The following is a 25,768-nucleotide window of genomic DNA, read 5'->3' as shown; positions in this document are numbered from 1 at the left end:
GGCTCTTGGTGCAGGGTTCTTGCTACAGGTCTTTGGAGATGCCGTCGATGCGCTATCAACTGTATTACTGGCCACATATTCAGGGCCGCGGCGAATATGTCCGGCTTGCGCTGGAAGAAGCCGGCGCGGCCTATACCGACGTGGCGCGAAGCGGCAACGGCACCAGCGCGATGATGAAGATGATGGAGACTGCGAAGGGCACGCCGCCGTTTGCGCCGCCGTTCCTGAAAGCGGGAAACCTCGTGATCGGCCAGACCGCCAACATCCTGCTCTATCTCGGCGCGCGCCATGGGCTGGCGCCGAAGGCGGAAGCGGCAAGGCTGTGGGTGCACCAGCTGCAGCTCACCATTACGGATTTCGTGCTGGAAGTTCACGACACCCATCATCCGCTCGGCCCGTCGCTCTATTACGAGGAGCAGAAGGCGCCGGCCAAAAAGCGCACGGAAGAATTCTGGAAATCACGGGTGCCGAAATATCTGGATTATTTCGAGGAACTGCTGGCCGCGGGTGGCGGCGGCTACGTCACCGGCCGGCGCCTGACCTATGTCGACCTGTCGCTGTTCCAGATCGTGGAGGGGCTGCGCTACGCCTTTCCCAAGCGCATGAAGGCGTTTGAAAGGAACATCCCCGCCCTGGTCGAGCTGCATGACCGCGTCGCCGCACGGCCGAACATCAAGGCCTATCTCGCCAGCGGGCGGCGGATCGCGTTCAACGAGGACGGAATCTTCCGGCGCTACAAGGCGCTGGATGTTTGAGAGGCGCAGGTCCATCCACTCGTCATGCCCGGGCTTGACCCGGGCATCCACGTCCTTCCTTCGGGTCTGAGCGAAAGACATGGATGCCCGGTGATAGGCGAGCGGAAGCGACGCCGTCCTTCAGACCGCTATGCCCGGGCATGACGGTGAATTAAGCCGTCACCTGCTCCTTCCATCGAACGGCGTCATCGTCAGCTTCGATAGCTCGATGCCGTCGATGCAGCTCACATTGAGCGCCACCACCTGGCTGCCGTCGGGCTTGGCGCCGCGCGCAAAAACCTCGACGCCGCAATCGATGCAGAGCTGGTGGCGGATCGCGTGCTTGTTGAAGAGATATTCGCGCAAATTGTCCTCGCCGGCGCGGAGCTGAAAGCTCTTCGGCTCCAGGAACGTGATATGCAGGCCCTTCTTGGTGCAGATCGAACAATTGCAGGCGGTCACCATTGCGAGGTCGGTGGTGCATTCGAACCGAACCTGGCCGCAATGGCAGCCGCCCGTGTAGGTCTTGCTTTCAGGCATGTGTCCCTCACCAGATTCCCGGAATCAGACGATAGCGCACGCGCGCGGCATAGTCAGCATAGCCCGGCAGGCCCGCGATCAGCGTGCGCTCCTCAATACGGGCGCGTACCGCGAACAGGATGGCGAACAGCGGCGCCAGCGCCACGCCCCACCAGGATCCCAGCAGCAGCGGCACGCCGATGAAAAACAGCATGATGCCGCTGTACATGGGATGACGGACAAAGGCGTACGGACCCGTCGAGATCACATGATGGTCGCGCGCGGTCTGTACCTTGATCACGGGGGCCGCGAACGAGTTTTCGCGAAACACCCACATGATGATGGCTGTCGAGAGCAGGTACATGGCAAGGCCCAGCACCTGCAGGGCCAGGGGGACGTGGGAGGCCTGCATGCGCCGGTCCAGCCCCATCACGACGAACCAGATCAACCCCGTGGCGGCGAACACCAGCATGAACTTCTTGTCGGCGGCCGGCTGTTCCTCGCGTGCCGTCAGCCGCATCCGTTCGGCGAGCAGCGCGGGATCGGTTTTCGCAAGCCACAGCCCGCAGGCAGGGCCGAGCACCGCGGAGGTCGCAAGGCACGCCCACGCACCGGGCCAATGCAGTGTGCCGGCGGAGGCAAACAGCAGCGCACCCATCCCGACGACGAAGAAAGTGTTCTGCAGCAACAGCTTCGCGATCATGCGGTATCCCCATTGCCTGGGGGCATCATGATCGCGCGATTTTTCGGCAAACTTGCGGCGTTTGGCCCGGCAAGGCCAGGGCGAGCAGCCTCTATGCGAGCTGGTCGACCCGCGTTCCCTGTCCGGGCGGCAGGGCGGCAAGCAGCGTCGGCTTCGGCAGGCGCGTGCCGTCGGCGGCGGCGCCGTTTTGTACGTCGGCGGGCCTTACATCCGGCTTGAGCGCGCTGGCTTCAGGCGGCGTGATCTGCACCGGCGCGGACACAGCAGAGATATCCATCGGCATCATCCTTTTCGTTGCCTCCGACACTGGAGGCATTGAAGCGAACGATGTGTGAATCCCGGCCTGCGATCCCGCTCGATGGTGAACGGGGCGCTCGAAAATTCGTTAGAATGCGGCGGATTCCGGAAGGAGCGCCGCTACTCGTCCTTGCCGCGGGTGACCGCAATCGAGGCCTCGGTCTTGGTCCGCGTGCATTCCATGTTGAGCCGGCGGAAGCGCATCGAGACCTTGTCGCCACGCAGGATGCCCATCCGCTTCATGCAGCGCGTCGAGCCCGTCACGACGTCGGGCTTCGGAATGGTGAAGACGAGCGCACCGGCTCTCGCGACCATGTCGAGAAATTCCGGTTTGAATTTCCGGTCGGTCTTCGCATAGAGCTCGAGCGAGTAGCTCTTGCCGCGGCAGCCGATCGAGAGCTCCTTCGCGGAGGGATGCGTCAGATAGACGATGTTGGCGGCCTTGAAGTTGACCTTGATCCCGTCGACCTGGCTGGCGAGTTGCTTGGCGACGTCGTCGCAGCGGTCGGCGCGGGCCGGCGAGGCCGAGAAGGCCGCCAGCGCCAGCGCCAGCGCGGCCGCGACCAGGACCGATCGGTGAAACTGTCGTCGTGATGTCATTTGTAAATGCCCCTCTGGGCCCCATTGAAGCTTGCGCGGCAGCTTCCTGCAAGAGGCCTATTCGAATGTCAATCAGAAGCCGCGGGTCGTCATTGCGATAAAGAACGCCATCGTGGTGAACAGGTTGAGCAGGGTCGGCGTGCTGACCAGCGCCGTGGCGGCCCCAAGCCGCTGGTCGCGCGCCGCACAGGCGATGGCAAAGGCGGCCATCAGCGGGAACAGGATGATTTGCACTGATGTTTCCAGCGCCGCGTAAGGGCCGTTGAAAGCGAGCCCGTGCCTGATCACCGAGGGCATGTAGCTCAGCCAGGTCATGAGCATGACCGCGCCGAGCGCCATGACCGCGTGGCGCACGTAACCGATGGCCGCGAACAGCAGCGCCGACAGCGCCAGCACCGGATGGACGGCCAGGTGCAGCTTGACGATGGCCGCGCCGACGCCGTGACTCGGGATTTTCGACATATCGTCCAGCAACGTCGGCGCGCTCGACATGCCCCAGTAGAGCTCCATCAGCGCGATCACAGACAGCGCGACGCGCAGGCCGATCCGGCGCGGCGCTGACGTGGCAGGCGCGATGTCGATCACCGGGGCAGGCGCGCGCGTCTCGGCCGTGGTGATCGGTGTGCTCATCATCTGGCCGGCTGCGTCAGGTCCCGCGCATGGCGAGGCCGATGGCAATCGCAATGATGGCGGCGATGTTGAACAAAGTGGGAAGGCCGGCCAGCGCGGTGGCAACGAGCAGCCGACGATTGCGCGCGGAAAGGAAGATCGCGCAGACCGCCAATAGCGGGAACGCGATAATCTGCGCAGGAGACCAGATCGCGCCGAAGCCGACCGCGTCGATTCCTGACGACACCACGGTCGGCATGTATTTCAGCCAGGTCACGATGATGACAGCGCCGAGCATGACAATCGCAGGCCGCACGCGCCCGAAGGCGGCGAATACCAGGGCCGCCAGCGCCAGCAACGGGTGCATGAGGCTGGCAGCGCCGCTGACGGCTGGCACCTCGATTTCAGGATCACCGAAGATCCCCCATGCCACCGACAGGCCGTCGAGGAGTTCGAGCACCGCGATGATGGTCAGGGCGACGCCGAGACCGGACAGGCTGGCTGCGGGCGGGACCGGGGGAGGGGCGGCCACTGTCTCGCTCGTCACTGTGGTGGGAACAGTCGTCATTCTCGATTTCGATTGCTGATGGCCATTCGGGAACCTTCCTTTTGTGTCAAAAGTGCTTAGAACGGTTCAAATACCGGGTGTCCCCTGGACGCTTCCGGCCCCCAAAACCCTGCGAGCCCAGCCCATGAACGCCCCGACCGCCTTTCCCGACCAGAAGCCCGTTCCGCCCTACAAGCACACGCCGCTGTTTCCGCTGGGCGCGGACACAACGCCCTACAAGAAGATCACGACGGATGGCGTGCGGGTCGAGAAGGTGCTCGGCAAGGACATGCTGGTGGTGTCGCGCGAGGCGCTGCGGGCGCTGTCCGAGGCCGCCTTCGGCGACATCAATCACTATCTGCGGCCCGGCCATCTGAAGCAGCTGGCCAACATCCTCGAGGACAAGGAAGCCAGCGACAACGACAAGTTCGTGGCGTTTGATTTCCTCAAGAACGCCAACATCGCCGCCGGCGGCGTGCTGCCGATGTGCCAGGACACCGGCACCGCCATCATCATGGGCAAGAAGGGCGCCCGCGTCATCACCGACGGCGACGACGAGGCCGCGCTCTCGGAAGGTGCGCGCGACGCCTATTTGCGCCGTAACCTGCGCTACTCGCAGGTGGCGCCGATCTCGATGTATGAGGAAAAGAACACCGCCAACAACATGCCGGCGCAGTGCGAGATCTACGCCGAGGGCGATGACGCCTACAAGTTCATGTTCATGGCCAAGGGCGGCGGTTCCGCCAACAAGAGTTTTCTGTTCCAGGCGACGCCGTCGGTGCTGACCAAGGATCGCCTGCTGGCGTTTCTGAAGGAGAAGGTGCTGACCCTCGGCACCGCCGCGTGCCCGCCCTATCATCTCGCGATCGTGATCGGCGGCACCTCGGCCGAGCTTTGCATGAAGACGGTGAAGCTGGCGTCCGCGCGCTATCTCGATGCGCTGCCCACCCATGGATCGGCCGATGGCAACGCCTTCCGCGATCTGGAGATGGAGCAGGAGATCCTGAAGATGACGCAGTCGCTCGGCGTCGGCGCGCAGTTCGGCGGCAAGTATTTCTGCCACGACGTGCGCGTGATCCGGATGCCGCGTCACGGCGCGTCGCTGCCGATCGGGCTCGGTGTGTCCTGTTCGGCCGACCGCCAGGTGCTCGGCAAGATTACGAAAGACGGCGTCTATCTCGAGGAGCTTGAGCACAACCCAGCTCAGTATTTGCCGGCGGTCGAGCAGGCGCTCGGTGGCGAGGTGGTAAAAATCGATCTCAACCAGCCGATGAAGGATATTCTGGCGACGCTTTCAAAGCACCCGATCAAGACGCGGGTCTCGATGACCGGCACCATGATCGTCGCGCGCGATTCCGCCCACGCCAAATTGCGCGAGCGGCTGGAGAAGGGCGAGCCGCTGCCGGACTATTTCAAGAACCATCCGGTCTATTACGCCGGCCCCGCCAAGACGCCCGACGGCTACGCGTCAGGCGCGTTCGGTCCGACCACCGCGGGACGCATGGATTCTTTCGTCGACCAGTTCCAGGCCGCCGGCGGCTCGATGGTGATGGTCGCCAAGGGCAACCGCGCGGTCGCGGTGCGCGAGGCCTGCAAGAAGCACGGCGGCTTCTATCTCGGCTCGATCGGCGGCGCCGCGGCCAACCTCGCCGAGCACTGCATCAAGAAGGTCGAGGTGGTGGAATATCCCGAACTCGGCATGGAAGCGATCTGGCGCATCGAAGTGGTGGATTTTCCGGCCTTCATCATCATCGACGACAAGGGCAATGACTTCTTCAAGGAATTGAATTTGGGGTGAGGCGGCGTCCAGATTGTGAGCGAGGGTGCGATGGTCGAATGGTTCGAGGACCTGAAGCTCGGGATGCGCTTCAAGAGCGACGGAGTGACGGTGTCGAAGGACGACATCATCCGCTTCGCGGCCGAGTATGATCCGCAGCCATTCCACCTCGACGAGGAAGCGGCGAAGAATACCATACTTGGCGGCCTCGCCGCTTCCGGGTGGCACACGGCTGCCATTGCGATGCGGCTTGCGTCGAGCTGTCGTCCGTTCGGACCACACCCGCTGTTCGGCGCCGGTGTCGATGATCTTCGCTGGCTGAAACCCGTGCGGCCCGGCGATACGATTCATCTTGAAGGGGAATTGGTCGAACTGGTGCCTTCACGCTCGAAGCCGCATGGCGTCGCTCGCATCAAATGGACGGCCTACAATCAGCGCGGCGAGGCGGTCTACGCATTCAATCCGATTGCGATCGTGCCAAGCCGGCCGAAGTGAGCGGGGGCGGGAGCTGCAGAGCTGTCGGCCTCGATGGATTCGGCAACGGCTGGGTCGCAGTGCGTCTTGAAGGCGGCGCGCACGAAATTTCCTTCCATCGCGATGTCTCGGAAGCGTTGTCGCGCCCATTCGATCGGGCAGGGATCGATATCCCCATCGGCATGGCCGATGACGGCGAGCGCGCGTGTGATCTGCTCGCCCGCGACAAATTGCGCCCGCACACCTCGCGTGTTTTCACGGGCGCGCGGCGCTGGATTTGGCAAGACTTCGACAATCCCGACGAAGCGAACAGGGAATGCCTGCGTCGCGGCCAAAAGCGAATATCGCGCCAGCTCTGGCATCTCGGACCGAAGATCATGGAGGTAGACGCTTTCCTGCGTGCGCATCGCGCGCTTGATGTCCGCGAGGTCCATCCCGAACTGGTGTTTCTGCGGTTGAACGCAAACAATCCCTTGCCGTCGAAGAAATCCGAGGAAGGAGATTGCCTTCGCCGGATGTTGCTCAAGCGAAGCGGGCTTCGCGATATCGATTTATGGCTGGATAAGACGCGGATCGGCACCGGCGCGAAGCGTGACGATGTCCTGGACGCCTGCGCCGTGGCGATTGCCGCGCGCGAACCTGCGGGCAGCGTCGGATCGCCGTCACCGGACGCTCACGGCCTGCCGATGCAAATCTGGTTCTAGCGGCGCCAGCCCCGAGCAGCCCCACTCTTCAACTGCAATTCGTGACCTGGCTGGAGCACAGGCTGCGCCACCAGCCGCGTACGCCGTCCTGGCTTTCGACGAGGCCCCAATAGCCGCTGCAGGCGAAGAGGCGCTTCGGGCCGCCATCGGTGTCGAGCGGGCCGCCGAGCTTGCGCATCGCTTGTGTCCATTTCGCATCGGCGAATGGGGCCTGAAACAGCCCGCCCATGCGCGTGCCGCCATTGGCGTAGTTCGCGCCGACCTTGTTGGCCGCGACCCAGCCGCGCCCCGCATAGGGCTTTGGCGCGTTGCGCGGATATTTCTTCTCGTCCTCATATTCCTTGCCGGGCGGCGTCGCGCCCTCGATCAGGAACCAGCCGTCCTTGAAGCCGATGATGCGGAATTCGGTCAGCCAGCCGTCTTCGGGTGTGTTCTCACTACCACCCATCTTCAGGCGATAGGGCGGCGGCAGCGTGCCGAGCACGCGCGATTTCACCGACGGCTCGGCGCGGACGTTGAGTCCCCCGGGATCGCGATCTTCCGACCAGGCGCCGAGACTGCAGGGCTCGGTACCCTCGGGGAGTGTCGCGCGTTTGGCCGCGAGTTCGGCGTGCGATTTTGCGAACCCGCTTTCCTGACCGTCGGGATCGGTCATCGTGGTGTCGCGGTTGCCGCGCGTGGCGTCGCTGCGCGGCTTCAATTCCGCCGACAATGCGCGCTTCTCGTCCTTGTCGAGCCTCACGACAAGCTCCTGGCGGGCTGCGAACACGCTGGCGGGGGATTTAGGGTCGTTCGCGCTCGCCGGATAGACCGCGAGGTATCCGGTCATATCCGTGGTGCGGTAGGCTTCGCCGGCGACAAAGCCCGCCGGCACCAGCGCCAGCGCGCTGGCGCGCCATGCCGGCTCGGGTTCGGATTGTGCGATCGCCGCCGTCACCAGGAAGGCGACGACGGCGATTGAAAGCAGTGCAGTCTTTTGCATGGATCGAATGGTGAGGGAGCCAACGCACTCCCTCATTTCGCGATCAGGCCCGAGTGCCCGTGAACGGGAAGCTGCCCATCGGGCCGATGCCCATTTCGCCGGACATGCTGTCGCCGGACACCTTTCCAATAAACTCGAGGGTCAACGGCATCGGGTTGGTGATCGAGACCTTCCAGTTGACGGCGTCGCCGCTGATGGTGCCGTCGAAGATTTCGGCGGAATTCCCATCGGCGCCCTGCGTGCCGGTCAGCGTACCGCCAGAGGCCAACAACGTCAGCGTCGCCTTGCGCTCGCCCATCGGCGTGGTCATGACGATATCCCAGTTTCCGTCAACGGCCATCTTGGTCTCCCCAATACATTTCCCAGGAACCGGAATGGTTCTGAGTTCTCCCGGCGGCGGTATAACCCATCTTGCCGCGCAAGCCCAACCCTGTAGCCTTCCTTTTGACGCGTTTTCTTGACGCGAACCGGTATCCACTTCGCTTGAAAACGCTTTGCCTACGGTACTTACGCGCGGGCGGCCGCGCGCAGGCGGCTGCCGACCAGGACGCGGAACGCGACATATTGCACGGCGAACAGAGCAATCTTGGCCCCAATCAGCACGACGGTCACATAGAACGTCCACAGCTTCATGTCTCCGGTCATGGCGACGCCGATGGTGCCGGCGGCGAGCAGGAAGCACAGCCCGGCCCAGACGTAGCCTGCGGCAGTGACATATTCCGGAATGGTCTGGGTCACGATTGGCGGCATATAGCGCAGCATCCAGCCGCGCTTGAGCATGATGAGGCCGATCGCAAAATGCCCGATCGCGGGTTTCGCCAGCACGAAGCGCGGATCGTGGGTCAAGAGCGTGGCGCCGCCGAGCACGATCACGAGCCCGAGGCTGGCCCAGGTCATGTAGCCGAGTTCCTTGCCTTTGATGCGGGAATAGATCACCTGGCCGATGGCGCCTGCGATCGCGACGCCGGTCGACAGCAACACGTTATCAGTCGCGAGATAGATCGCGATGAACACGATGGTGGAGAAAAAGTCGGCGCCTAATCTTGCGAATACGTCCTTCACTGTCGCGATCCTCCTTGGTGAATGGCGTCATTGCGAGGAGTGAAGCGACGAAGCAATCCAACTTTCTTGTTATAGCTATGGATTGCTTCGCTGCGCTTGCAATGACGGTTGATGGTTAGACTTCGGGCAAGGCGTTGGCGGGCGGGGTGCCGTACTTCGCCTTGCGGTATTCCGGATACCATTTGGTGAAATAGGCCGCGCTGTTGCGTGCGGCAAATGCGACCAGCAATCCCGACCACAGCGGCAGGCCCGGCACATAGATCAGCGCAGCATTGCCGGCCATCATCAACAGCATCGCGCCGGTCCACGCCCAGGTGATAATGTAGTTCGCCCTGATGAAGCCTGACAGCTTCGTGGTTTCGGCATCGACCACCTCAAGCGCATATTGCAGCGTGAAGGGTTTGCCGGCCACGATCGAGCCCAGGGTGACGAGGAATATTCCGGCATCGACGGCGAACTTGACGCCGGAGACGCTCAACTGCGGATCGATCAGGGTGACGTAGCTGCCGACCGCGGTGAACACCACCACGGAGCCCGCTCCGAGGATCTTCAGGCAACGGCCGCGCAGCATGTCGTAGGCAATCACCGCAAGACAGATCCCGGCGCCGGCAAACAGGCTGACCGCGGTCGAGGTCACCAGCATCAGCAGCGCGAAGGCACCGTAGGGGGCGAGGATCAGGAAGATCGTCATGGCAGCCTCTCAGGCTTCATCTTTACATCGTAAAGATACCGTAGGGGCAAGGGCAGCAGTCGTCAAGAAAAATCTTTACAGTGTCAAAATAAACGTGAGTTGATGGAAATAATCAAGTGGTACAATGGGTTAGGAGGCAATGAATCGGCTAGAACGGCCAGAAGCGCGCCAGTGCAAGAAGCGCGGCTGCAAGCAGCACCAGCAGGGTAAGCAGTATGCCGCCGACGCGGCAGATCTGAAACTGCATAGTGCGTGGGCCGACATACATGCCGAGCGGATGCAGCAGCCGCGCCACCAGCAGCATTCCCATCAGCAGGTGCACCCGCGCGGTCGGCATCCCCGACATTTCCAGCAGCGCGACCAGCAGCACGATAACAGGGACATATTCGGCAAAGTTGCCGTGCGCGCGAATGGCGCTGCGCAGCTTGATGTTGTCACCGTCGCCGAACACGACGCGATGTCCCCGCCGCAGGCGCGAGACCTGCAGGCCGAGCACCAGATACAGCAGCGCGAGAAGGGCGAGATAGAAGCCGGTGATCGTGGGTATGTGCATGTGTGGGTCCCCCGAGACGACTCATAGCGTCATTCCCCGATGCGCAATAGCGCATTGGGGATGACTAGGCGTCGGCTACTCCGCACTCACCCAATTGCCATGGAAACCATCGGGCACGCGATGCCCGAGATGCACCAGCGCCACCGGTCCGGCTTCGACGTCTTTGGCGTTGAACACCGCCAGGTCGCTGCGGTTTTCCCGCGCGCGCCAGACCGCGGCGAGCAGCCAGCCATCGCCCTCGGTGGCGTCTTCGCCGCGCTCGACGAACACGGCTTCGGAAATGGTGTCGCCGGCAGGCAGGTGATACTTGCCAAGCCGCTTGCCCTTGCCGTCGACATGCACGATGCCGGACAGCGCGCCGAACATCGGCAGGTCGGGATTGGCGCAGGCGTACCAGCCGTGGTTGCTGGCAAGGCCCGCGCGGCGATCGTCGATGCGCGGGAATTCGCCGGTCAAATCGTCGAGATACTCTTGCGTGAAGCGGTCGGTATTGCCGGAGAGGTCGAAGGTCCAGCGGCAATAGCGTGCGCGCGATTTTTCGGGATCCGTCGGCGAGCCGTCGGGGTGGGTGAACAGCGGCGCTTCCTCGAACTGCATCACGTCGGCGACGATGCGGCCGCCTTCCTCCCACGCGTTCATGACGTGGAACACGTAGCAGCTCTCGGCGCGGAACCAGACGATGTCCTTGGCCGAACCGGTGCGCTTCATGACGCCGACATAGGCGCCTTTCTCCGGCTCCCAGGCGTAAGGCGGCTTGCCGCGCATCGCCCGTTCCATGCTGCCGGTGATGGGCAGGATCGGAAACAGCATGTGATTTTCGGTGACGATGAAGTCGTGCACCATGCTGGCGTAGGGCGACTCAAAACGATCGAACCGCGTCACCACGCCTGACGCGTTGACCGATCCGAACGACAGGGCAGGGGTCAGCGGTCCCGCGGCATTGTAGCCGAAGAACACCATTTCGCCGGTGACGGGGTCGATCTTGGGATGCGCCGTAAAGGGGCCTGCGATCGCGCCCTTGTAGTCGCAATAGCCCAGACGCTCCAGGGTACCGGGTTCGATCTCGGTCGGCATATGGCCTTCTTCAAGCGCCAGCAGGCGGCCACCGTGGAAGATGATGTTGGTGTTGGCAACGCCGCCGTCATTGGTGATTTCGGCGGGCGCACCCGGCAGCTTGCGGCCGAAGCCGCCGAACAGCGCGCGGCCGGCATCATGCTCGGCCTGCCATTTCGGGGTACGGACCCAGCGGTTGCGATAGCTGGCGCGGCCGTTCTCGAGATGGAAGGCGTGCAGCATGCCGTCGCCGACGAACCAGTGCGCGCCGGGCGCTTCGAATTGCGGGTTGGGGCCGTTGCGATAAAGCGTGCCGTTGAGCTCGCGCGGCAATTCGCCGGTGACCTTCAGGAACGGCGCGTCGCATTCCATCGGAATCGGCGCCAGATTGGTACGCGCCGCGTTGGCCGCCACTTGATCGAGCATCGTCGCTTCCTCCGGTTTTATCTTTACAACGTAAAGATATGACTACAGGGCATGCCAGCCATCGTCAAGCAAAATCTTTACAGTGTAAAAATTGCGGCTATAAGGATTCGCAAGGGGTGCAAATGGCAAAAACATCAAGAGAAAACAAAGTGGTACGCACCGTCGCGCGGAGCCGTAAACCGGCGAGGGCGGCTGCCGAACGGCCCGCCGTGCGGCGGCGCAAATCGTCAGGCGATACCCCCTATCATCATGGCGACCTGCGCGAGGCCCTGCTGCAGGCGGCCGAGCGGGTGCTGGAGCGCGACGGATTGGCCGGGCTGACGCTGCGCGCGGTGGCGCGCGAGGCCGGCGTCTCGCATGCCGCACCGACCCATCATTTTGGCGATCTCACCGGCCTCGTCAGCGAACTCGCGGCGATCGGCTTTCGGATGTTCAACGAGGCCATGGTCGCCGCCGGCAACAGCGAAACGCTGCCGATCATGAAGGGGCTGGCGAGCGCCAAAGCCTACGTCGCCTATGCGCAGGCGCATCCCGGCATGTACGGCGTGATGTTCCGCAGCGCACGGCTGGATTATTCGCGCCCCTCGCTGCATGAGGCCTCCGATGCCGCGTTCGCAGGGCTGACCCGCGGTGTCGGCGCCAGCCGGCACGAGCAGATTCCAGAGGATGGATTGTCGCTGGATCAGGCCGCCGCCATTGCGCGCGCCTGGTCGTTGGTGCACGGTTTTACCACGCTGCTGCTGGATGGCCGCCTCACCGGCATTCTGGAGCGGTTGCCCGAGGGCACGTCGGCCGACCAGCTGCTCGACGCGATGCTGCGCGGGTCCGTGCCCCGTCCGCCGGGGGCCTAGGTGGCAGCATACCAGCTATCGGGCATGTGACTTCCGCGTGACTTCCCGCAGGTCGGCGCTCTATAAGGTGCGCCTTAAAGCGTTTCTAATATCGACCGAACGACCCCTGCCGGGAAGGAACTAGCTGTGACAGACTCCAAAGCCGTCCTCATCGACCGCCATCCCGGCCGCACGGCCCAAACCATCGGGATTGCGCGCGAACTGGGCGTCGATCCGGACCTGATCCACGAGCCCTCGGTCGGCGTGGTCGGCACCAAGGGCGACAGCCAGTGCTACATGGGCGTGATGGCGAAGGTCGATGCGATCCACGCCAGCCTCAAGAGCCATGTCGGCAAGGGCGCCGGCCAGATGAAGCTGCGCCTGGTCCAGCCGGAATACACCATCGCCACCTCGGACGGCATCCGCAACGGCACGCGCGAAATGCGCTACTCGCTGATCGGGCGTGAAGTGACGCACGACGCGCTGTGCGAACATCTGGAGGCCACCGGGCTGCTCGGCACCATCGCCGTCGTCGCCTGCGACAAGCCGCCGGTCGGCACGCTGGCCGCGCTGCTCGAGCACAATCAGCCCGCGATCATCATGTCCGACGGCGCGATCCATCCCGGCACCGATCCGAACACCGGCGAGAAGCTCGACATCGTCAGCGCCTACCAGGTCGCCGGCAACCCCGATGCGGAATACCGCCACCACATCGCCTGCCATGCTTGTCCCGGCTACGGCAGCTGCGGCGGCATGTTCACCTACAACACCATGCAGACCTTCATCGGCGTCGTCGGGATGCAGCCGCTGCACATGGTGGCGCCGCCGTCCGACGATCCCCGCCGCCTCAAGGAGTTTCCGGACCAGCTGGTCGGCTACCTCGCGCAGATGATCGCGAAGGGGCTCAAGCCGCGCGACATCGTGGTGCGCGACTCGATCCGCAACGCCGTCATCGTCGCGATGGCGATCGGTGGCTCCACCAACGTCACGCTGCACGCGCCCGAGATCGCGCGCGCCGCAGGCTTTGCCGACTTCTGGAAAGAAGTCATGACTCCGTCCGAGTTCAACCATCTGTCGCAATACGTCGTGCCTGTCCTCACCGATGCCCGGCCGTACGGCAAATATTCGATGGTCGATATCGACGCCGTCGGCGGCGTGCAGGTGATCGTCCGTGAATTGCTGGAGGCCGGACTGCTCAACGGTGACGTGATGACCTGCACCGGCGAAACGCTGGCCGAACAGGTCAAGCGCCTCGAAACCAAACCCGCCGACGGCACTGTCATCTACACCGTGGCAAAACCCTACAAGCCGACCGGTGGCCTGCGCGTTCTCGGCGGCAATCTGTCGCCGGAATTTTCCGCCATTCTGAAACTGGCGGGCGTCGAAGGTGGGCTGGAAAACAATCTGTTCCGCGGCAGAGCGCGCGTGTTCGAAGGCGAGCGGGGGCTACTTGAGGCGCTCGACAAAACGCCCGACCTTTTCCAGAACAACGACATGATCATCGTGCGCTACGAGGGTCCGAGCGGCGCGCCCGGCATGCCGGAAATGCTCGATCCCACCTCGCGCATCACCACGCTGTGCCGCGAGCGCGGCATCGTGGTGGCGCTGATGACGGATGCGCGGTTCTCCGGCGGATCGGTCGGCCTCGTCATCGGCCATGTCGGCCCCGAAGCCGGCCTTGGCGGCCCGATCGCCTTCGTCGAGGACGGCGATGAGATCATCGCAGATCTCAACAACAACGAACTCAACTGCACGGCGCTGGCGGATCCGGCCGTGCTGAAGGCGCGCAAGGCGGCCTGGGACAAGGTGGTGGCGGCCAATGGCGGCCTGCACCCGAACTGCGGCGTCGCCGACACCCGCCTGTTGCACCGCGCGCGGCTCTCTGCCGTGCCGGCCACCCGCGGCGGCGGCCTGCATCCGAACCGCGAGGTGTGGGTGCGCGAGCAGCGCGAGGCAACCAGGTCGGGCTTCGTGCCGAAGAACAAGCACCGGCCCGACGCCGCTAAGGCGTTTTAGGAAGCGGGCGGCAGGACTTGGCATCGACGGAACGGTTGCAGCAAGTACTGCATCGCTTCGCGGCGACAACGACGTCAATTCGGGCAGGGTTGTCCCGCGGCTCCCCACAGAGCCATGTCTTTAACATGGTCCTCGAAGGTGCCTGGTGGCGTGGAACGGCCGGCCCCGGGGTGCCACCCCCGAGGGATGAAGCCGCTTAACGATGCATCGTGCCGCAAGTGTTCAAGGAGACCAACGGCGTCTCGACCGCCATTGCGTTTGGGATCCTTCAGTTGCGCACAAATCTCGGCGCCACTCTTGCCGAACCAGATGAACGCGACCGGGGCAAGCTGCCACTCAATGCCGGCGCGCATCGGCGCGGGTGCGGGATCATTCGGCAAGGTGGAGGTCATGTGACACGTCGAGCAGGGGATTGTTTCAGCCCCGATGCGGCTCTCTCCGCCATGAATATTCATGCCGTGCACCCGGGTCCTGTTTTCGCCTGCCGGCGTCCACATCGGTATGGCCTTGGCGTCGACATGGCAGTTGGCACAACGTGGATGTGTGACAACGGCTTCAATCCTCTTCCAGGCTTCCAGCCCCTCGGCACGGCTGACGCTGCCCGCCGGCAGCACGTCCTTGGCGGCCTCGTCTTTGGCCACGACAATTCCCGTGAGGGCCAGGATTGAAGAAGCAGCGAACGCGACCGCGATCAGAGATGTCTTCATGGCTCGCCCTCAAACAAAATCGATGAACTTGTTGAAGGGCATTTCGCGGATGCGCTTTCCCGTCGCCGCGAATATCGCGTTTGCAAGCGCGGGAGCGGCGGGAGGAACGGGAGGCTCCCCGACACCTCTCACTTTGGGATCGTTCTCAAGCCCACGAACTTCGATAACCGGGCATTGGTAGATCCGCATGGCTTCGTGGTGGTGGTAGTTGGTCTGCTGCACCGCGCCCTTTGCGTAAGTGAGTTCGCAATTGATCGCGTGACCGAGCCCCCAGACGACCCCTCCCTGCACCTGGTTTTCGAAGTTGACGGGATCGACGACCTTGCCGACATCGACCGCGACCCAGACCTTGTCGATCCTGATGCCCCGGTCAGTCGCGGTCACTTCGACGACTTCAGCCGTCGGCGTCCCAAAGGACTCGACGAACGCGACGCCCCGTCCTCGGCCGTTGCCGAGCGGTCCCTTCCAATCCGACATCTGCGCGACCGTTTCCAGCACCTTGCGGTAGGTCGGAACGGTGCACATCTCGATGCGCGCCTTCATTGGATCAAGGCCTGCCGCATGGATCAGTTCGTCGATGAAGCTTTCGGTGAAGAAACCGGCGGTCGAGGCGCCGACCGACCGCCACGTGGTGCATGGCGACAGCCCCTGCGCTTCATAGCTGGTGGCCCGGAAATTCGGGATGTCGTAATAGACATTCCACAGCCCGGCGGCCAATTGCGCATCGGGATCCTTTGACGGGGTGCCCGTATCGCTCGAGCAGCCCCTTTAGCGGCGCTGTCGATGCCGATTGCAGGTCGGCCGCGACGATCTTGCCGTTCTTGACGCTGCCTTTGTGCCGGGCGACTGAAATCTGTCGCGGAATATCCTGGAGAAAATCCTCCTCGCGCGAAAACACCAGCTTGATCGGCGTGCCGCGCATCTGGTTTGCGATCTCGGCCAGCACACGGATGTTCTCGTATTCGAGACGGTGGCCAAAACTTCCACCGGCCCATTGATTGTGAAAGGTCACCTGCTCCGGCTTGAGGCCGATCGCCGTCGCTGCGATCGACTGCACGGCCTGCGGGCTCTGGTGGCCGACCCAGATTTCCATCCCCTTGTCGGAGACGATGGCGATCCCGTTGAGCGGCTCCAGCGGCTGATGCGCCAGATAGGGCGCGCGATACTCCGCCTGGACCGGCGTGCCATCCTTCAGCCCGGCTTCGATATCGCCAATTTTCCGCCACTCCTTGCCGAGGAATTCCGGCTTGAACGACGCTTCCAGAACCTTCCAATGATCAGCCTGCTCGGCGGGATAGGCCGAGGGCGCCCACTGGCAGTCGATCGCGTCGACCGCCTGCATCGCGTACCAGCTGTTGGTCGCGATGACAGCAACGCCATTCTTGATTTCGAGGATCTTTTTGACCCCCGGCATCGATTGCGCCTTGCTTGCATTGTACGACTTCATAGGCTGACCCTTGTTGGGGTTCAGCTTGACGGAGGCGAACAGCATGCCGTCCATTTTCAGATCGATGCCGAACTTCAGCTCGCCCATCACCTTGGGTCGCACATCAAGCCGCATCATCGGCTTGCCCACCATTCGCCATGTCGACGGGTCGCGCGGCTTGACGTCGAGCACCGGCGCAATCTTCGCGGCTTCCGCCGCGAGGTCGACATAGGCAATCTTGCTGCCGTTAGGCAGGATCACGTGGCCGGACTGGGTGCGAATGTCGGCGATAGGAATGCCCGAACGCTTGGCGGCCGCGGCCTTCAGCGTCTCGCGCGCGACCGCGCCGGCGACGCGCAGCTTTTCGTAAGTGTCAGGAATCGTGCTCGACCCGCCCGTCATCTGCAAGCCGGTCTTCCTGAGATATTCCAGCGTGGCGGCGCGGGCTGCTTCGGCGGCCGGGCTTTGGTCCGCCGCCACGAACGGCGCAAACTCATCCGCGAAGCCGGAGTTGAAGTAGGCGGGACTGGGGCCTGCGAACCGGATCTCGAACTGACCGGGATCGAGGTCCATCTCTTCGGCGATCAGGATCGGCTGCACGGAGCCGACGCCCTGACCGATGTCGGCGTGCTGTGCGATGAGCGTTATTTTCTGCGGGCTTATCTCGACCCACGGGTTGAAGGTCACGGCGTTGGGCCCGAGGCCGGCGGCCAACGGATTGCCATGGGCGGTCGCAACGGCCTGTTCGGCATGACTGTAGGAACCGAAAGCGATGCCGCCGGCTACAGCGGCGGAGCCCACGATGAAAGCGCGACGAGAGAGGTTCTGCATGACGCCCATGTTACTTCGCTCCCATCTTTGCGGCAGCCGCATGGATCGCGGCGCGAATGCGCGGATAGGTGCCGCACCGGCATAGATTGCCGGACATCACCACATTGATTTCCTCGTCCGTTGGCTTGGGGATCAGTTCAAGAAGCGAAATGGCCTGCATGATCTGGCCGGTCTGGCAGTAGCCGCACTGCGGGACCTGATGTTCGATCCAGGCCTGCAGGACCGGGTGCTGGTCTCTATCTCGCAACCCTTCGATCGTGGTGACCGACTTGCCGGCGACGTCGCCGATACGCGACTGACAGGAACGGACCGCCGCACCGTCTATCTGGACGGTACAGGCGCCACATTGCGCTACGCCGCATCCGTATTTGGGACTTGTGACACCGAGTTCGTCGCGCAACACCCAAAGCAACGGCATCTCGGGAACGACGTCAACCTGGTGCTTGGTTCCATTGACCGTGAGCTCGATCATGTCGATATGTCCCTTTGTGGATCTTGTTGTCCTCACTTCCGGGCAGCTTCACGCCCGTCAACGTAACTTAGGTTTCCTTGGCTGCCAAGTGTTGCACGGACGTGACGATAGAGCGCACGCGTTGGCTTGCGTCGCGTGCCTTTTTGCTAGGCAGTTCGGACATCGTCGTAGCAATCCAGCAGGTCACCCTATTCGATTGAGGGTGCCTCTGATGCTCGTGAACATCTCGCCGATGTTCTTTCGCATTGAATCGAGCTTCTGAAAATCTTCGAAGATCCTGGAAATTCTCGCGTCGAGCTCGGTCTTGTTGGTGGCGATCGCCTCCACGCGCGAGGCGAGCCCTTCATCGCCCTTCAGTTCGATCTCGCTGAGCGTCTTGCTCAGTATCGCGTGACCGATATTCACTTCGGCGATCAATGCCTCGATGCCGTAGACTGGCCCCTGCAACGGCGCCAGTCCGGCCTGCGACGTGGCCAGTTCCTCCTTGAACTGGCCCAGCGTCGCCGAAAAATCCTGCAGGTTCCGGAGACGCAATCGGCAGTCGACGATGAATTCGTTCAGCGCGTTCTGGCGGTCGAGCAGGCTGGCGCCGCTGGAATCCGTCTCAATCGCCGCGAGCGCTCCAGATGCGTCCGACGTTCCCTGAGCTCTTCCAGGTCCAGGCGAATGGCGTCCAGAATATGGAAGCAATCATCAATGTGCGCGACCCGCTGCTCGATCTCGACTTTGTTCTTCGAAAGGCTCTCGACCCGCAGACTGAGCTTTTCATCCCCGCTGGATTCGAGTTCATCCAGCATCCTGGTCAACTGGTCGCCGGATGAGCGCAGTTCGGTGATGAGGGCGTTGATCCCGGTTTCCGGCGTGCGCACGGGAACCAGCTCTGCGTGGGTCTTGGCCAGCTCTTCCTTGAAGCGGTTGAGCGTCGCCAGCGACTGCTGCAGCACGCCATGACGGTTGTGAATCGCGGATACGCTTTGGTCCAGTTCGCCCACGCGATCGCCGAGATTTTTCTTGTTGTCGTCGGTCTCGAGCTCGGTGAGCCACCGGTCGAGCTGACGCAGCCGGTCCTTCAATTCGCTGAATACCGGCTCGGCAACCCGACGCTTCTCCGACACGACGCCGACCGTCTCGCGAAGGGCCTGCTGGCGGCGCCGGATCTCTTCAAGCCGCGCATGGAGATCGACGGAATCGTACCGGCTCTGCTGTTCGGCTACCCGCTTTTCAGTGTCCGCGAGCGTCGTCTGAAGCGATACGATGGCTTCTTCGGGGTCGCTCTTGGCGAGAGACTGGACCGACGAGTCGAATCCGGCTTGCGCGTCATGCGCGGCCACAACCCCTTGTCGCAGGCCCCTGAGGCGGTCCCGCAATAACTTGTTCTGGCGCGCCAGAACGTAAGCCTGCCAGACGGATGAGCCGATCAGCGCTAGCGTGGTCAGCATGATGGCGCCGAGCGCGAACCGCTGGGGACCAGGCAACGCTGAAAGCTGAACCGATATCTGGGCTGGATCGAGTCCCAATGTCGCGCCTGCAAAAAACGCGCAAGCGCTGAACAGCACTATCCAGGCGATGATCGGAAACCACATACCGTGATCTAATCAGACTGTGTCGTAATCGATTGAAGGGGTGTTTTTTGAGGGCAAACCGGGTTGGATGCCCGTTTCCGCAAATCCACGTCCCCCTTTTGGTCGGGAACCATAACGGCTTTTGAGGTCCTGCGGTAGTCTTACAGCGCCGGCACACGCGACTTGGCGCCGCAACCCGGGCGCGTCCATGGAGAGAAGGCCGGGAGGGTCGTGTGTCAGAACGGCGCCAGGCGCCCGACGTCATCCGCTAACGCTTCGCCATGCTTACGGCGCGACCGGTCTCGCCGATCACCTTCACTTCGTCCTTGCCGCAGGTGAAGCTGCGCGCGAGCTCGTCGGCGGCCTTGCGGGCAAGCTCGTTGGGATTTGGGTTGGCCTTGGCGTCGATATAGGCGACGTGGCAGACGGCGCCTGGCGGCAGCCTGGTCACCGCCAGCATCGGCTTGGCGGTGGGGCGGCCTTCCTTGTCCGGATCACTGTTGTCGGCGATGTGCCAGCGCTGGATGATCGCGAACGGCTTGCCGTCCACCGCCCGCCATTCGACGGTGTTCGTGGTCGAGTTGAATGGGCCGAACCAGCCTTGCGCGGCCGGCTCCTTGGCCGCCGCGGCGCGGTTGCGGCCGACCGAGACGGTTTCGCGCAAGTCGCCTTCGCTGATCAGCACCACCAGGCCCGCCGTGCCGGGGCAAACCCGCGTCGTGCTGCCGTCGAGTTCGCTGGGCTTGCCGATCATGCGGCAATCCTTCGGCGCCGTGGACGTATAGAGGCTGCTGAATGTCTGGGCATTTGCCGGTGAAAACAGGCCAGGCACGGCGCATGGTGCACCGGCCAAAACCATCAAATGCAAATAGCGGAGGCGTTTCATCCCTTGGCGTCCCCTGGCGTCCCCTTGAGGTCCCCTGGGCCCGGGCCTTTGGGGAACCATGACAGTCTGACGTGTGCAATCTGGGGAAGGTTCAAGGAAGCCAACCGAAATACCTGACATCGGCGCGGAATCGTCCTAGAAGGGCAGCTTCGCCGTTCCTTTCACTCACCAGCGTGTCAGTAATTCAATCGTCATGGCTACCGTATCTCCGAACAAACCCTTTCGCGTCGGCCGCTCCCGTACCGGGCTTGGCCTCTTCGCCACCAAACCGATCAAGAAGGGCGCCAAGATCGTCCGCTATTTTGGGCCACTGCTGGATTCGAAGAAGAAAAAAGACGACGCGATCGAGAACAAATATCTGTTCGAGCTGACCAACCGCTGGACCATCGACGGTTCGGTGCGCGCCAACGTCGCCCGCTATATCAACCATGCCTGCAAGCCGAACGCGGAATCCGACGTCAAGCCGCGCAAGCGCAAGGTCATCATCCGCGCCATCAAGAACATCGAGCCGGGCGACGAGATTAATTACGATTACGGCACCGACTATTTCAAAGCCTATCTGAAGCCGATCGGCTGCAAATGCGTGGCGTGCGAAAAGAAGCGCAAGAAGAAGCGCGCCGAGGCGAGGGCGGAGAAGCTTCGCCTCAAGGCCAAGGCGGAACGGAAGGCCTTGAAGGAAGCCGAGAAGCAAAAGGCGAAAGCCGCCCGGGCGCGCAAGGCCAAAGCAAAGGCCAAGGAAAAAGACAGGCAGAAGCTGGTCGCCAAGAACGGCACCAAGGCGAATGGGGCCAAGGCGAATGGGACCAAGCTGAATGGCAAGTCCTTGAACGGCAAGTCGCTCAACGGCCATGCCCGCAAGGTTCCGACCGCACGGTCCGGTATTCTTGCAAAGCCCCGGCAGGCTGCGGAAAGCCGCGCGACGGCCTAGCCACGCGGCTTCCGCACCGATCTCGGCAACGTCGAATCCCCGAAATCTACCGCCGAGCGCTGAACGATCACGCCTGATGCATCGACCACGACGCGAAAGCGCCGGTGCTCGGAGAAGAACGTCAGCCGATGCCGCCCCTGATCCGCATCGACGCCACGCTCGGAAACGCTGGTGATGGTGCCCGCGCGCATGCCTTCCCTGAGCCGCGGCAGCGCGATGCCGAGGCCTTCGGCGACGATCGACGCGTCGATCTCCACTTCACCATCGGCAAATTCGATCGGCTTGCGGCACCTCGCGCAGGGCTCGCTTTGGATCGCGCGGGATAGGCGCATTCCGCCAGCGTCGTGCCGTCGAGTTCGCGCATGAAGGCTTCGCGCGCGGCAGCGAGTTTTCCCTTCAGGCGGCAGCGCGGCAGCAGGGAGCAACAACCGCCATCCTCGCGAAAACACTCGACCAAGGCTTCGCCTTCCAGCGCGCGCACGACTTCGCCGAGCGTAATCGATTGCGGCGGCCGCGCCAGGCTGAACCCGCCGCCGACGCCGCGCTGGGTCGAAATGAAGCCGCCATCGGCGAGATCCCGCACCACCTTGGCGAGGTGATTGCGGGAGATGCCGAATTCGGCCGCGATCTCGCTGGTGGCGAACGAGCGCGCCGGCTCGCCCGCCAGCCGCATCAGGGCGCGCAGGGCAAAATCGGTGAACGATGTCAGGCGCATGGGAGGCCCTCAGAAATGTGACTTGGCAGATCATCTATAGCAATCTAAATAGGTATTTGAAATACCTATTTAAGGAGACCTGGTGTGACAGGGGCAGAACGGCGTCAGGCGATCACCGCCGAGATCATGGAAAGAACCGGCATCACCGAAGCCATGATCGAACGGCTGGTGCACGGCTTCTATGCAAAAGTCCGCAGCGATCCGGTGCTGGCGCCGGTATTCGGGGCGCGCATCACCGATTGGGAGCCGCATCTGCAGCAGATGTGCGCGTTCTGGTCATCGGTGGCGCTGATGTCGGGCCGCTATCACGGCACGCCCATGGTCAAGCATATGCCGCTGCCGGTCGACGCCGGTCATTTCGACCGCTGGCTCGAACTGTTCGAGGCTGCGGCGAGCGAACTCTGTCCGCCGGTGGCTGCGGCCCATTTCGTCGAACGGGCGCAGCGCATCGCGGCAAGCCTCGAACTTGGAATCGCCAGCGGGCAGGGCGTCATGCTCGCACCCGGCGAGCGATTTAGGCGCAGTGAAACAGGAGCCGTTCGATGACCAACCAGACGCGTGCGATACAAGGCAAGGATCAGGTCGATCCGTACTCCGGCAGCAGCCTCGTACCGATGCTCGTGATCGGGCTTGTGCTGACATTGGCCGGAATGTTCGCGGCGCTGGCTTTGAGCTAGGCGTCGGCGCAGCGACGCCTGGTTCGGCTAACGCGCCTTTTTCTTTGAGCTGTTCAGCGCCGCCGCGGCGCGGATCAGCGTCTTGAAGGCATCCGCATTGATTTCAACGCCCTCATGGATATCGATGGCGCGCCTTGTGTTGCCTTCGAGGCTGGAGTTGAACAGCTTTGACGGGTCCTTGAGCGAAGCGCCCTTGGCGAAAGTCAGCTTCACGGCGCTCTTGTAGGTCTCGCCGGTGCAGATGATGCCGTCGTGCGACCAGACCGGAACGCCGCGCCACTTCAACTCCTCGACCACGTCAGGCACGGCCTGTTTGATCAGCGCGCGGACACCGGCGAGCGTCTTGGCCCTCCAGTCGCCCAGTTCCTTGATCTTGATGTCGATCAGCCGGGAAGGGGACTCGCCTTCATTTCCTTCCTTCGATGGGCTCTTGCTGATCTTCCTGGTTGATGTCGCTTTCTTCGCGGTCATTTTCCCTCGTTCCGTTTCGTTAGTCACCACGCGCGGGTTGCTCAATTGGCGTCTGCTCATGGCTCGTCCCCGCTCACATTCGCTCGCCGGGCAATTTGCTGGCCTGCTTCACCCAGGCCTTAAGCTGAGCTTCGTCGAGTTCGTCGTCCTCGTGGATGTCGAGATAGCGCACTTCCTTGTGCTTGGATGCTCCAGGTGGAATGGGGCGCAGCGACGTGCCGCGGAAGAACGCCACCTTGACGTATCTCGTGAAGACATGGATGCCGAGGAACCAGCCTTCTCCCTCGATACCGTACAGCGGCGAGTTCCATTTGACGGCTTTGTACACGCCGGGGAAGGTGCGCGTGACGAGCGCGTCGAGGCGGCGCCCGACATCGCTTTTCCAACCCGGCATGGCCGCGATGTACGCTTGTACCGGCGCATCGCCGTAGGCCTTGGCGATCTGCGGATTGCCCCCCGACAGCAGCTTCGGCTTCGCGGGGCTCCCTTTGGCGGCGATTTTCTTTGCGACCTTCTTCGCCGGCTTCCGCTGCGTCTTGCTCGCCTTCATGCACACTCCTTATCCCGGTGCGTCACCGCTACGCCATTTGGTGGCATAGGGCAGCGCGAACAAGTACAGGCCGCTGAACAGGAGCAGGAAAAGCGGCAGCAGCGCCAGGAAGCCGATCCAGTCGGCATGCGTCCCCATTGCCACGGCGATGAAGTTGATGATGACGGTCACCGTAAAGGCAAGGGACAGCCAGCGGTGGATCTGTCGAATCCAGATGTTCCAGTTCAATGGAATCTCCTCTTGTTACGTGCCTTGAATAATCCTCAGGCGGAGCCTGCAGGCTCACTCGCCCCGTTCCAGCATCTGCTCCAGCTTTGCGAAGAACTCCTGCCAGCCCGCCTTGGCGCCGCCATAGGCCTGCGGCTGATCCGGCCGGAAGCCCGACTGCTCCATGCGCAGCAGGGTTCCCGTGCGTGTCGGCGTCAGCGTCCAGGCGACGACGCTCGACAGGTTGTAGGCCGCTTGTTCGTGCTTGAAATTCCAGGTGTAGGTCAGCTTTTTATTCGGCTCGACGGCGAGAACCTCGCAGTCCAGCACGCCGCCCCACTCGCCGCGCAGATTGAAGTTGTGACCCACGACAGGCTTGAAGTCGTTCTTCATCAGCCACTCCTCGATCAAATGCGGTTGCGTCAGCGCGCGCCAGATTTTTTCCGGCGGATGAGGTATCTCGCGTTCGACGACGACGGAGCGTGTTTCGGTCGTAGTGTTCATTGGTCCATCCTTTTGAGGAGATCTTCGAGGTCGTCGAACCGGTTCTGCCAGAAGCCGGCCATCTGGCTGGTCCAGTCGATCAGCGGCGAAAGCGCGCCGAGCTGCGCGCTGTAGTGCGTCTGTCGTCCTTCATGGCGGTCGCGCACCAGCCCGGCCTGCTTCAGGACGCCGAGATGCTTTGAGACCGCCGGCTGCGAGACGCCGGCGCGCGCCGTCAGGGCCCCGACCGTCTGCTCTCCGTCGCGGCACAGCCGCTCGAAGATCGCCCGCCGCGTTGGATCGGCGAGGGTTCTGAACAGCACGTCATGAACGTTTGGCATCTGGTATCGATAACCCGTTGGCTATGGATCGACGTATAACCATCGGGATATATGTTAGTCAAGCGGGGAATGGAGCGGCCGAACGGTTGCGTCAGGAACCAAGTTCCGCGGCCAATGTGAGCCGCTGAAGGCGGTTGGCGTACCTCGGACAGGATTTGGGTCGGCCCAGAATTACCATACCCCGCTGGTTATGCATCCAGCGGGAGGGCGCCAACCGCCCACGCGAACGCGCCCGACGACAAGAGCCTGTCATCGGGCGCGCCTTCAATTCACAGCAAGCTCAGGCGGTCACCACGCCGCCGCTCTTGCGCAGTCCGATATATTGCAGCTCGGCAAACACGCCGGTTGCAATCGCTTGTGCGACCACGAAAAGGATGCCGAGCAGGTTCGGGCTGACTGCGCCCGAGAACAGCAGGGCGATGCTGCCCAGCGTCCACGCGGCGTTGCCCACGATCACCAGCAGCACCATCGCCTTCAGCACCGATTGCCGCGTGCCGAGCCAGCCGACCAGCGCGGTGTAGGCGATCAGAAACAGTCCGCTCTCGCGCAGCAGGGCTTCCGGCAGATTGAGGAACGGCGCGAGGACGCCGGCGCCAAGCGTCAGGGCCACCGCCGCTACGCCGCTGAAGACGGCGTCGGCAAGCAGAGCGCGGCTCAGGAATGAAGACGGGTTGATCATAGTTCTCTCCTTTGGTTTTACGGGGTGGGTGGTTGGGGGTTAACGGAACCAGGACCGGAACTGGCGCCAGCGCCGCATCGGGGACAGAACCTCGCCGATCCGGTTCTCGATCGTCTGCACCTGCGCGACCACGAAGACGCCGGTGTCGTGAACCAGGGGTTCCGGCATGTTGAGGGAACGGGCCAGCGCCCAGATCGCCAGTCTGTGCAGGGCGCGAACGATGAGCAGAAACAGAGGAAGCATCAGCATGGGTCAT

37 protein-coding genes are annotated in these 25,768 nt (G+C 62.9%); 9 read left to right on the top strand and 28 right to left on the bottom strand.

Features of this window, described 5'->3' with window-relative positions:
- Nucleotides 1–47 precede the first annotated feature (47 nt).
- On the top strand, nt 48–755 hold the full coding sequence (locus ABIE49_RS07415; protein WP_192740274.1) for a glutathione S-transferase: 708 nt from the start codon (nt 48–50) through the stop codon (nt 753–755).
- A 159-nt stretch (nt 756–914) separates the two neighbouring features.
- Here the strand turns inward: ABIE49_RS07415 and ABIE49_RS07410 are convergent, their stop codons facing one another.
- From ABIE49_RS07410 to ABIE49_RS07385, 6 genes are all read right to left on the bottom strand, one after another.
- Complete coding sequence (locus tag ABIE49_RS07410) at nt 915–1,274, bottom strand: GFA family protein (protein WP_192740275.1); 360 nt, start codon at nt 1,272–1,274, stop codon at nt 915–917.
- Between the two features lie 7 nt (nt 1,275–1,281).
- The gene (locus ABIE49_RS07405) at nt 1,282–1,956 is read right to left on the bottom strand and encodes a methyltransferase family protein (RefSeq protein ID WP_192740276.1); all 675 of its coding nucleotides are present in this window, start codon (nt 1,954–1,956) and stop codon (nt 1,282–1,284) included.
- A gap of 91 nt (nt 1,957–2,047) precedes the next feature.
- Nucleotides 2,048–2,233 (bottom strand): hypothetical protein, encoded by a 186-nt coding sequence (locus ABIE49_RS07400; protein ID WP_192740277.1) that lies wholly within the window; start codon nt 2,231–2,233, stop codon nt 2,048–2,050.
- A gap of 140 nt (nt 2,234–2,373) precedes the next feature.
- On the bottom strand, nt 2,374–2,853 hold the full coding sequence (locus tag ABIE49_RS07395; RefSeq protein ID WP_192740278.1) for a hypothetical protein: 480 nt from the start codon (nt 2,851–2,853) through the stop codon (nt 2,374–2,376).
- 72 nt (nt 2,854–2,925) lie between these two features.
- Complete coding sequence (locus ABIE49_RS07390; protein ID WP_192740279.1) at nt 2,926–3,483, bottom strand: hypothetical protein; 558 nt, start codon at nt 3,481–3,483, stop codon at nt 2,926–2,928.
- Between the two features lie 16 nt (nt 3,484–3,499).
- Complete coding sequence (locus ABIE49_RS07385) at nt 3,500–4,030, bottom strand: hypothetical protein (RefSeq protein WP_192740280.1); 531 nt, start codon at nt 4,028–4,030, stop codon at nt 3,500–3,502.
- A gap of 124 nt (nt 4,031–4,154) precedes the next feature.
- Between ABIE49_RS07385 and ABIE49_RS07380 the strand changes: the two genes are divergently transcribed.
- Genes ABIE49_RS07380 through ABIE49_RS07370 form a run of 3 tightly spaced genes read left to right on the top strand, consistent with a single transcriptional unit; the run spans nt 4,155 to nt 6,964 of the window.
- On the top strand, nt 4,155–5,807 hold the full coding sequence (locus ABIE49_RS07380; protein WP_192740281.1) for a fumarate hydratase: 1,653 nt from the start codon (nt 4,155–4,157) through the stop codon (nt 5,805–5,807).
- A gap of 30 nt (nt 5,808–5,837) precedes the next feature.
- A complete protein-coding gene (locus tag ABIE49_RS07375; protein WP_192740282.1) occupies nt 5,838–6,281 on the top strand; it encodes a MaoC family dehydratase in 444 nt (147 codons plus the stop codon).
- A complete protein-coding gene (locus ABIE49_RS07370) occupies nt 6,203–6,964 on the top strand; it encodes a DUF429 domain-containing protein (RefSeq protein ID WP_192740283.1) in 762 nt (253 codons plus the stop codon). Before ABIE49_RS07375 ends, ABIE49_RS07370 begins: the two co-directional genes overlap by 79 nt.
- Nucleotides 6,965–6,992: 28 nt before the next feature.
- Here ABIE49_RS07370 and ABIE49_RS07365 read toward each other — a convergent pair whose 3' ends face one another.
- From ABIE49_RS07365 to ABIE49_RS07340, 6 genes are all read right to left on the bottom strand, one after another.
- On the bottom strand, nt 6,993–7,946 hold the full coding sequence (locus ABIE49_RS07365; RefSeq protein ID WP_192740284.1) for an SH3 domain-containing protein: 954 nt from the start codon (nt 7,944–7,946) through the stop codon (nt 6,993–6,995).
- A 43-nt stretch (nt 7,947–7,989) separates the two neighbouring features.
- Nucleotides 7,990–8,286: a hypothetical protein gene (locus ABIE49_RS07360; protein WP_192740285.1), complete on the bottom strand. Its 297-nt coding sequence runs from the start codon at nt 8,284–8,286 to the stop codon at nt 7,990–7,992.
- 167 nt (nt 8,287–8,453) lie between these two features.
- Nucleotides 8,454–9,008 carry an inner membrane-spanning protein YciB gene (locus tag ABIE49_RS07355; protein ID WP_192740286.1) on the bottom strand — a complete coding sequence of 185 codons (555 nt, stop codon included), beginning with the start codon at nt 9,006–9,008 and terminating at the stop codon, nt 8,454–8,456.
- Between the two features lie 115 nt (nt 9,009–9,123).
- Nucleotides 9,124–9,699, bottom strand: a complete 576-nt coding sequence (locus tag ABIE49_RS07350; RefSeq protein WP_192740287.1) for a hypothetical protein — start codon at nt 9,697–9,699, stop codon at nt 9,124–9,126.
- A 148-nt stretch (nt 9,700–9,847) separates the two neighbouring features.
- Nucleotides 9,848–10,252, bottom strand: coding sequence for an MAPEG family protein (locus ABIE49_RS07345; protein WP_192740288.1), 405 nt, complete (start codon nt 10,250–10,252; stop codon nt 9,848–9,850).
- Between the two features lie 75 nt (nt 10,253–10,327).
- Complete coding sequence (locus tag ABIE49_RS07340) at nt 10,328–11,731, bottom strand: carotenoid oxygenase family protein (RefSeq protein ID WP_192740289.1); 1,404 nt, start codon at nt 11,729–11,731, stop codon at nt 10,328–10,330.
- Between the two features lie 122 nt (nt 11,732–11,853).
- Here ABIE49_RS07340 and ABIE49_RS07335 point away from each other — a divergent pair, with 122 nt between their 5' ends.
- Nucleotides 11,854–12,582 carry a TetR/AcrR family transcriptional regulator gene (locus tag ABIE49_RS07335; RefSeq protein ID WP_192740290.1) on the top strand — a complete coding sequence of 243 codons (729 nt, stop codon included), beginning with the start codon at nt 11,854–11,856 and terminating at the stop codon, nt 12,580–12,582.
- 126 nt (nt 12,583–12,708) lie between these two features.
- On the top strand, nt 12,709–14,577 hold the full coding sequence (locus ABIE49_RS07330; RefSeq protein WP_192740291.1) for a dihydroxy-acid dehydratase domain-containing protein: 1,869 nt from the start codon (nt 12,709–12,711) through the stop codon (nt 14,575–14,577).
- A 74-nt stretch (nt 14,578–14,651) separates the two neighbouring features.
- Here the strand turns inward: ABIE49_RS07330 and ABIE49_RS07325 are convergent, their stop codons facing one another.
- The 7 genes from ABIE49_RS07325 to ABIE49_RS07295 all read right to left on the bottom strand — a co-directional run bounded on the left by ABIE49_RS07325 (nt 14,652) and on the right by ABIE49_RS07295 (nt 20,434).
- On the bottom strand, nt 14,652–15,284 hold the full coding sequence (locus ABIE49_RS07325) for a hypothetical protein (RefSeq protein ID WP_192740292.1): 633 nt from the start codon (nt 15,282–15,284) through the stop codon (nt 14,652–14,654).
- Nucleotides 15,285–15,293: 9 nt separating this feature from the next.
- Nucleotides 15,294–16,001 (bottom strand): molybdopterin cofactor-binding domain-containing protein, encoded by a 708-nt coding sequence (locus tag ABIE49_RS07320; RefSeq protein WP_354066646.1) that lies wholly within the window; start codon nt 15,999–16,001, stop codon nt 15,294–15,296.
- Nucleotides 15,940–17,550, bottom strand: a complete 1,611-nt coding sequence (locus tag ABIE49_RS07315) for a molybdopterin cofactor-binding domain-containing protein (protein WP_354066645.1) — start codon at nt 17,548–17,550, stop codon at nt 15,940–15,942. Before ABIE49_RS07315 ends, ABIE49_RS07320 begins: the two co-directional genes overlap by 62 nt.
- Before the next feature lies 1 nt (nt 17,551).
- Entirely contained in the window at nt 17,552–18,013 is a 462-nt protein-coding gene (locus ABIE49_RS07310; RefSeq protein WP_192740294.1) for a (2Fe-2S)-binding protein, read from the bottom strand.
- A 183-nt stretch (nt 18,014–18,196) separates the two neighbouring features.
- Nucleotides 18,197–18,547, bottom strand: coding sequence for a hypothetical protein (locus tag ABIE49_RS07305; protein WP_354066644.1), 351 nt, complete (start codon nt 18,545–18,547; stop codon nt 18,197–18,199).
- 23 nt (nt 18,548–18,570) lie between these two features.
- The gene (locus ABIE49_RS07300) at nt 18,571–19,596 is read right to left on the bottom strand and encodes a hypothetical protein (protein ID WP_354066643.1); all 1,026 of its coding nucleotides are present in this window, start codon (nt 19,594–19,596) and stop codon (nt 18,571–18,573) included.
- Nucleotides 19,597–19,843: 247 nt separating this feature from the next.
- Entirely contained in the window at nt 19,844–20,434 is a 591-nt protein-coding gene (locus ABIE49_RS07295; protein ID WP_192740315.1) for a hypothetical protein, read from the bottom strand.
- 220 nt (nt 20,435–20,654) lie between these two features.
- Here ABIE49_RS07295 and ABIE49_RS07290 point away from each other — a divergent pair, with 220 nt between their 5' ends.
- A complete protein-coding gene (locus ABIE49_RS07290; RefSeq protein ID WP_192740295.1) occupies nt 20,655–21,389 on the top strand; it encodes an SET domain-containing protein in 735 nt (244 codons plus the stop codon).
- On the opposite strand, the gene ABIE49_RS07285 is transcribed toward ABIE49_RS07290, so the two are convergent.
- Both ABIE49_RS07285 and ABIE49_RS07280 read right to left on the bottom strand, forming a co-directional pair.
- Nucleotides 21,386–21,628 (bottom strand): DUF6522 family protein, encoded by a 243-nt coding sequence (locus ABIE49_RS07285; RefSeq protein WP_354067423.1) that lies wholly within the window; start codon nt 21,626–21,628, stop codon nt 21,386–21,388. The genes ABIE49_RS07290 and ABIE49_RS07285 overlap by 4 nt on opposite strands.
- Nucleotides 21,511–22,104 (bottom strand): RrF2 family transcriptional regulator, encoded by a 594-nt coding sequence (locus ABIE49_RS07280; RefSeq protein WP_354066642.1) that lies wholly within the window; start codon nt 22,102–22,104, stop codon nt 21,511–21,513. Before ABIE49_RS07280 ends, ABIE49_RS07285 begins: the two co-directional genes overlap by 118 nt.
- 84 nt (nt 22,105–22,188) lie before the next feature.
- On the opposite strand from ABIE49_RS07280, the gene ABIE49_RS07275 reads away from it, so the two are divergent.
- Complete coding sequence (locus ABIE49_RS07275) at nt 22,189–22,650, top strand: group III truncated hemoglobin (protein WP_354066641.1); 462 nt, start codon at nt 22,189–22,191, stop codon at nt 22,648–22,650.
- Complete coding sequence (locus tag ABIE49_RS07270) at nt 22,647–22,781, top strand: hypothetical protein (RefSeq protein ID WP_354066640.1); 135 nt, start codon at nt 22,647–22,649, stop codon at nt 22,779–22,781. The genes ABIE49_RS07275 and ABIE49_RS07270 overlap by 4 nt, the downstream gene beginning before the upstream one ends.
- Before the next feature lie 27 nt (nt 22,782–22,808).
- Here the strand turns inward: ABIE49_RS07270 and ABIE49_RS07265 are convergent, their stop codons facing one another.
- From ABIE49_RS07265 to ABIE49_RS07235, 7 genes are all read right to left on the bottom strand, one after another.
- Nucleotides 22,809–23,252: a DUF1801 domain-containing protein gene (locus ABIE49_RS07265; RefSeq protein ID WP_192740296.1), complete on the bottom strand. Its 444-nt coding sequence runs from the start codon at nt 23,250–23,252 to the stop codon at nt 22,809–22,811.
- Between the two features lie 73 nt (nt 23,253–23,325).
- Nucleotides 23,326–23,802: a DUF1801 domain-containing protein gene (locus ABIE49_RS07260; RefSeq protein ID WP_192740297.1), complete on the bottom strand. Its 477-nt coding sequence runs from the start codon at nt 23,800–23,802 to the stop codon at nt 23,326–23,328.
- A 9-nt stretch (nt 23,803–23,811) separates the two neighbouring features.
- Nucleotides 23,812–24,030, bottom strand: a complete 219-nt coding sequence (locus ABIE49_RS07255; protein WP_192740298.1) for a hypothetical protein — start codon at nt 24,028–24,030, stop codon at nt 23,812–23,814.
- Between the two features lie 54 nt (nt 24,031–24,084).
- Nucleotides 24,085–24,513, bottom strand: coding sequence for an SRPBCC family protein (locus ABIE49_RS07250; RefSeq protein ID WP_192740299.1), 429 nt, complete (start codon nt 24,511–24,513; stop codon nt 24,085–24,087).
- Nucleotides 24,510–24,833, bottom strand: a complete 324-nt coding sequence (locus ABIE49_RS07245; protein ID WP_192740300.1) for an ArsR/SmtB family transcription factor — start codon at nt 24,831–24,833, stop codon at nt 24,510–24,512. The genes ABIE49_RS07250 and ABIE49_RS07245 overlap by 4 nt, the downstream gene beginning before the upstream one ends.
- 280 nt (nt 24,834–25,113) lie before the next feature.
- Nucleotides 25,114–25,512, bottom strand: a complete 399-nt coding sequence (locus ABIE49_RS07240) for a hypothetical protein (protein ID WP_192740301.1) — start codon at nt 25,510–25,512, stop codon at nt 25,114–25,116.
- Nucleotides 25,513–25,551: 39 nt separating this feature from the next.
- On the bottom strand, nt 25,552–25,761 hold the full coding sequence (locus ABIE49_RS07235) for a hypothetical protein (RefSeq protein ID WP_354066639.1): 210 nt from the start codon (nt 25,759–25,761) through the stop codon (nt 25,552–25,554).
- Nucleotides 25,762–25,768 lie beyond the last annotated feature (7 nt).

Origin of the sequence: Bradyrhizobium sp. OAE829, assembly GCF_040546575.1 — a bacterium.
Classification (GTDB): Bacteria; Pseudomonadota; Alphaproteobacteria; order Rhizobiales; family Xanthobacteraceae; genus Bradyrhizobium.
This window is presented reverse-complemented; position numbering and strand designations above follow the sequence as displayed.

Bases quoted from the DNA above. Each gene is read 5' to 3' on its own strand.
- ABIE49_RS07415 (WP_192740274.1), top strand. From the start codon at position 48: ATGCGCTATCAACTGTATTACTGGCCACATATTCAGGGCCGCGGCGAA.
- ABIE49_RS07410 (WP_192740275.1), bottom strand. From the start codon at position 1,274: ATGCCTGAAAGCAAGACCTACACGGGCGGCTGCCATTGCGGCCAGGTT.
- ABIE49_RS07405 (WP_192740276.1), bottom strand. From the start codon at position 1,956: ATGATCGCGAAGCTGTTGCTGCAGAACACTTTCTTCGTCGTCGGGATG.
- ABIE49_RS07400 (WP_192740277.1), bottom strand. From the start codon at position 2,233: ATGGATATCTCTGCTGTGTCCGCGCCGGTGCAGATCACGCCGCCTGAA.
- ABIE49_RS07395 (WP_192740278.1), bottom strand. From the start codon at position 2,853: ATGACATCACGACGACAGTTTCACCGATCGGTCCTGGTCGCGGCCGCG.
- ABIE49_RS07390 (WP_192740279.1), bottom strand. From the start codon at position 3,483: ATGAGCACACCGATCACCACGGCCGAGACGCGCGCGCCTGCCCCGGTG.
- ABIE49_RS07385 (WP_192740280.1), bottom strand. From the start codon at position 4,030: ATGACGACTGTTCCCACCACAGTGACGAGCGAGACAGTGGCCGCCCCT.
- ABIE49_RS07380 (WP_192740281.1), top strand. From the start codon at position 4,155: ATGAACGCCCCGACCGCCTTTCCCGACCAGAAGCCCGTTCCGCCCTAC.
- ABIE49_RS07375 (WP_192740282.1), top strand. From the start codon at position 5,838: ATGGTCGAATGGTTCGAGGACCTGAAGCTCGGGATGCGCTTCAAGAGC.
- ABIE49_RS07370 (WP_192740283.1), top strand. From the start codon at position 6,203: ATGGACGGCCTACAATCAGCGCGGCGAGGCGGTCTACGCATTCAATCC.
- ABIE49_RS07365 (WP_192740284.1), bottom strand. From the start codon at position 7,946: ATGCAAAAGACTGCACTGCTTTCAATCGCCGTCGTCGCCTTCCTGGTG.
- ABIE49_RS07360 (WP_192740285.1), bottom strand. From the start codon at position 8,286: ATGGCCGTTGACGGAAACTGGGATATCGTCATGACCACGCCGATGGGC.
- ABIE49_RS07350 (WP_192740287.1), bottom strand. From the start codon at position 9,699: ATGACGATCTTCCTGATCCTCGCCCCCTACGGTGCCTTCGCGCTGCTG.
- ABIE49_RS07345 (WP_192740288.1), bottom strand. From the start codon at position 10,252: ATGCACATACCCACGATCACCGGCTTCTATCTCGCCCTTCTCGCGCTG.
- ABIE49_RS07340 (WP_192740289.1), bottom strand. From the start codon at position 11,731: ATGCTCGATCAAGTGGCGGCCAACGCGGCGCGTACCAATCTGGCGCCG.
- ABIE49_RS07335 (WP_192740290.1), top strand. From the start codon at position 11,854: ATGGCAAAAACATCAAGAGAAAACAAAGTGGTACGCACCGTCGCGCGG.
- ABIE49_RS07325 (WP_192740292.1), bottom strand. From the start codon at position 15,284: ATGAAGACATCTCTGATCGCGGTCGCGTTCGCTGCTTCTTCAATCCTG.
- ABIE49_RS07315 (WP_354066645.1), bottom strand. From the start codon at position 17,550: ATGGGCGTCATGCAGAACCTCTCTCGTCGCGCTTTCATCGTGGGCTCC.
- ABIE49_RS07310 (WP_192740294.1), bottom strand. From the start codon at position 18,013: ATGATCGAGCTCACGGTCAATGGAACCAAGCACCAGGTTGACGTCGTT.
- ABIE49_RS07300 (WP_354066643.1), bottom strand. From the start codon at position 19,596: ATGTGGTTTCCGATCATCGCCTGGATAGTGCTGTTCAGCGCTTGCGCG.
- ABIE49_RS07295 (WP_192740315.1), bottom strand. From the start codon at position 20,434: ATGGTTTTGGCCGGTGCACCATGCGCCGTGCCTGGCCTGTTTTCACCG.
- ABIE49_RS07290 (WP_192740295.1), top strand. From the start codon at position 20,655: ATGGCTACCGTATCTCCGAACAAACCCTTTCGCGTCGGCCGCTCCCGT.
- ABIE49_RS07280 (WP_354066642.1), bottom strand. From the start codon at position 22,104: ATGCGCCTGACATCGTTCACCGATTTTGCCCTGCGCGCCCTGATGCGG.
- ABIE49_RS07270 (WP_354066640.1), top strand. From the start codon at position 22,647: ATGACCAACCAGACGCGTGCGATACAAGGCAAGGATCAGGTCGATCCG.
- ABIE49_RS07265 (WP_192740296.1), bottom strand. From the start codon at position 23,252: ATGACCGCGAAGAAAGCGACATCAACCAGGAAGATCAGCAAGAGCCCA.
- ABIE49_RS07260 (WP_192740297.1), bottom strand. From the start codon at position 23,802: ATGAAGGCGAGCAAGACGCAGCGGAAGCCGGCGAAGAAGGTCGCAAAG.
- ABIE49_RS07250 (WP_192740299.1), bottom strand. From the start codon at position 24,513: ATGAACACTACGACCGAAACACGCTCCGTCGTCGTCGAACGCGAGATA.
- ABIE49_RS07245 (WP_192740300.1), bottom strand. From the start codon at position 24,833: ATGCCAAACGTTCATGACGTGCTGTTCAGAACCCTCGCCGATCCAACG.
- ABIE49_RS07240 (WP_192740301.1), bottom strand. From the start codon at position 25,512: ATGATCAACCCGTCTTCATTCCTGAGCCGCGCTCTGCTTGCCGACGCC.
- ABIE49_RS07235 (WP_354066639.1), bottom strand. From the start codon at position 25,761: ATGCTGATGCTTCCTCTGTTTCTGCTCATCGTTCGCGCCCTGCACAGA.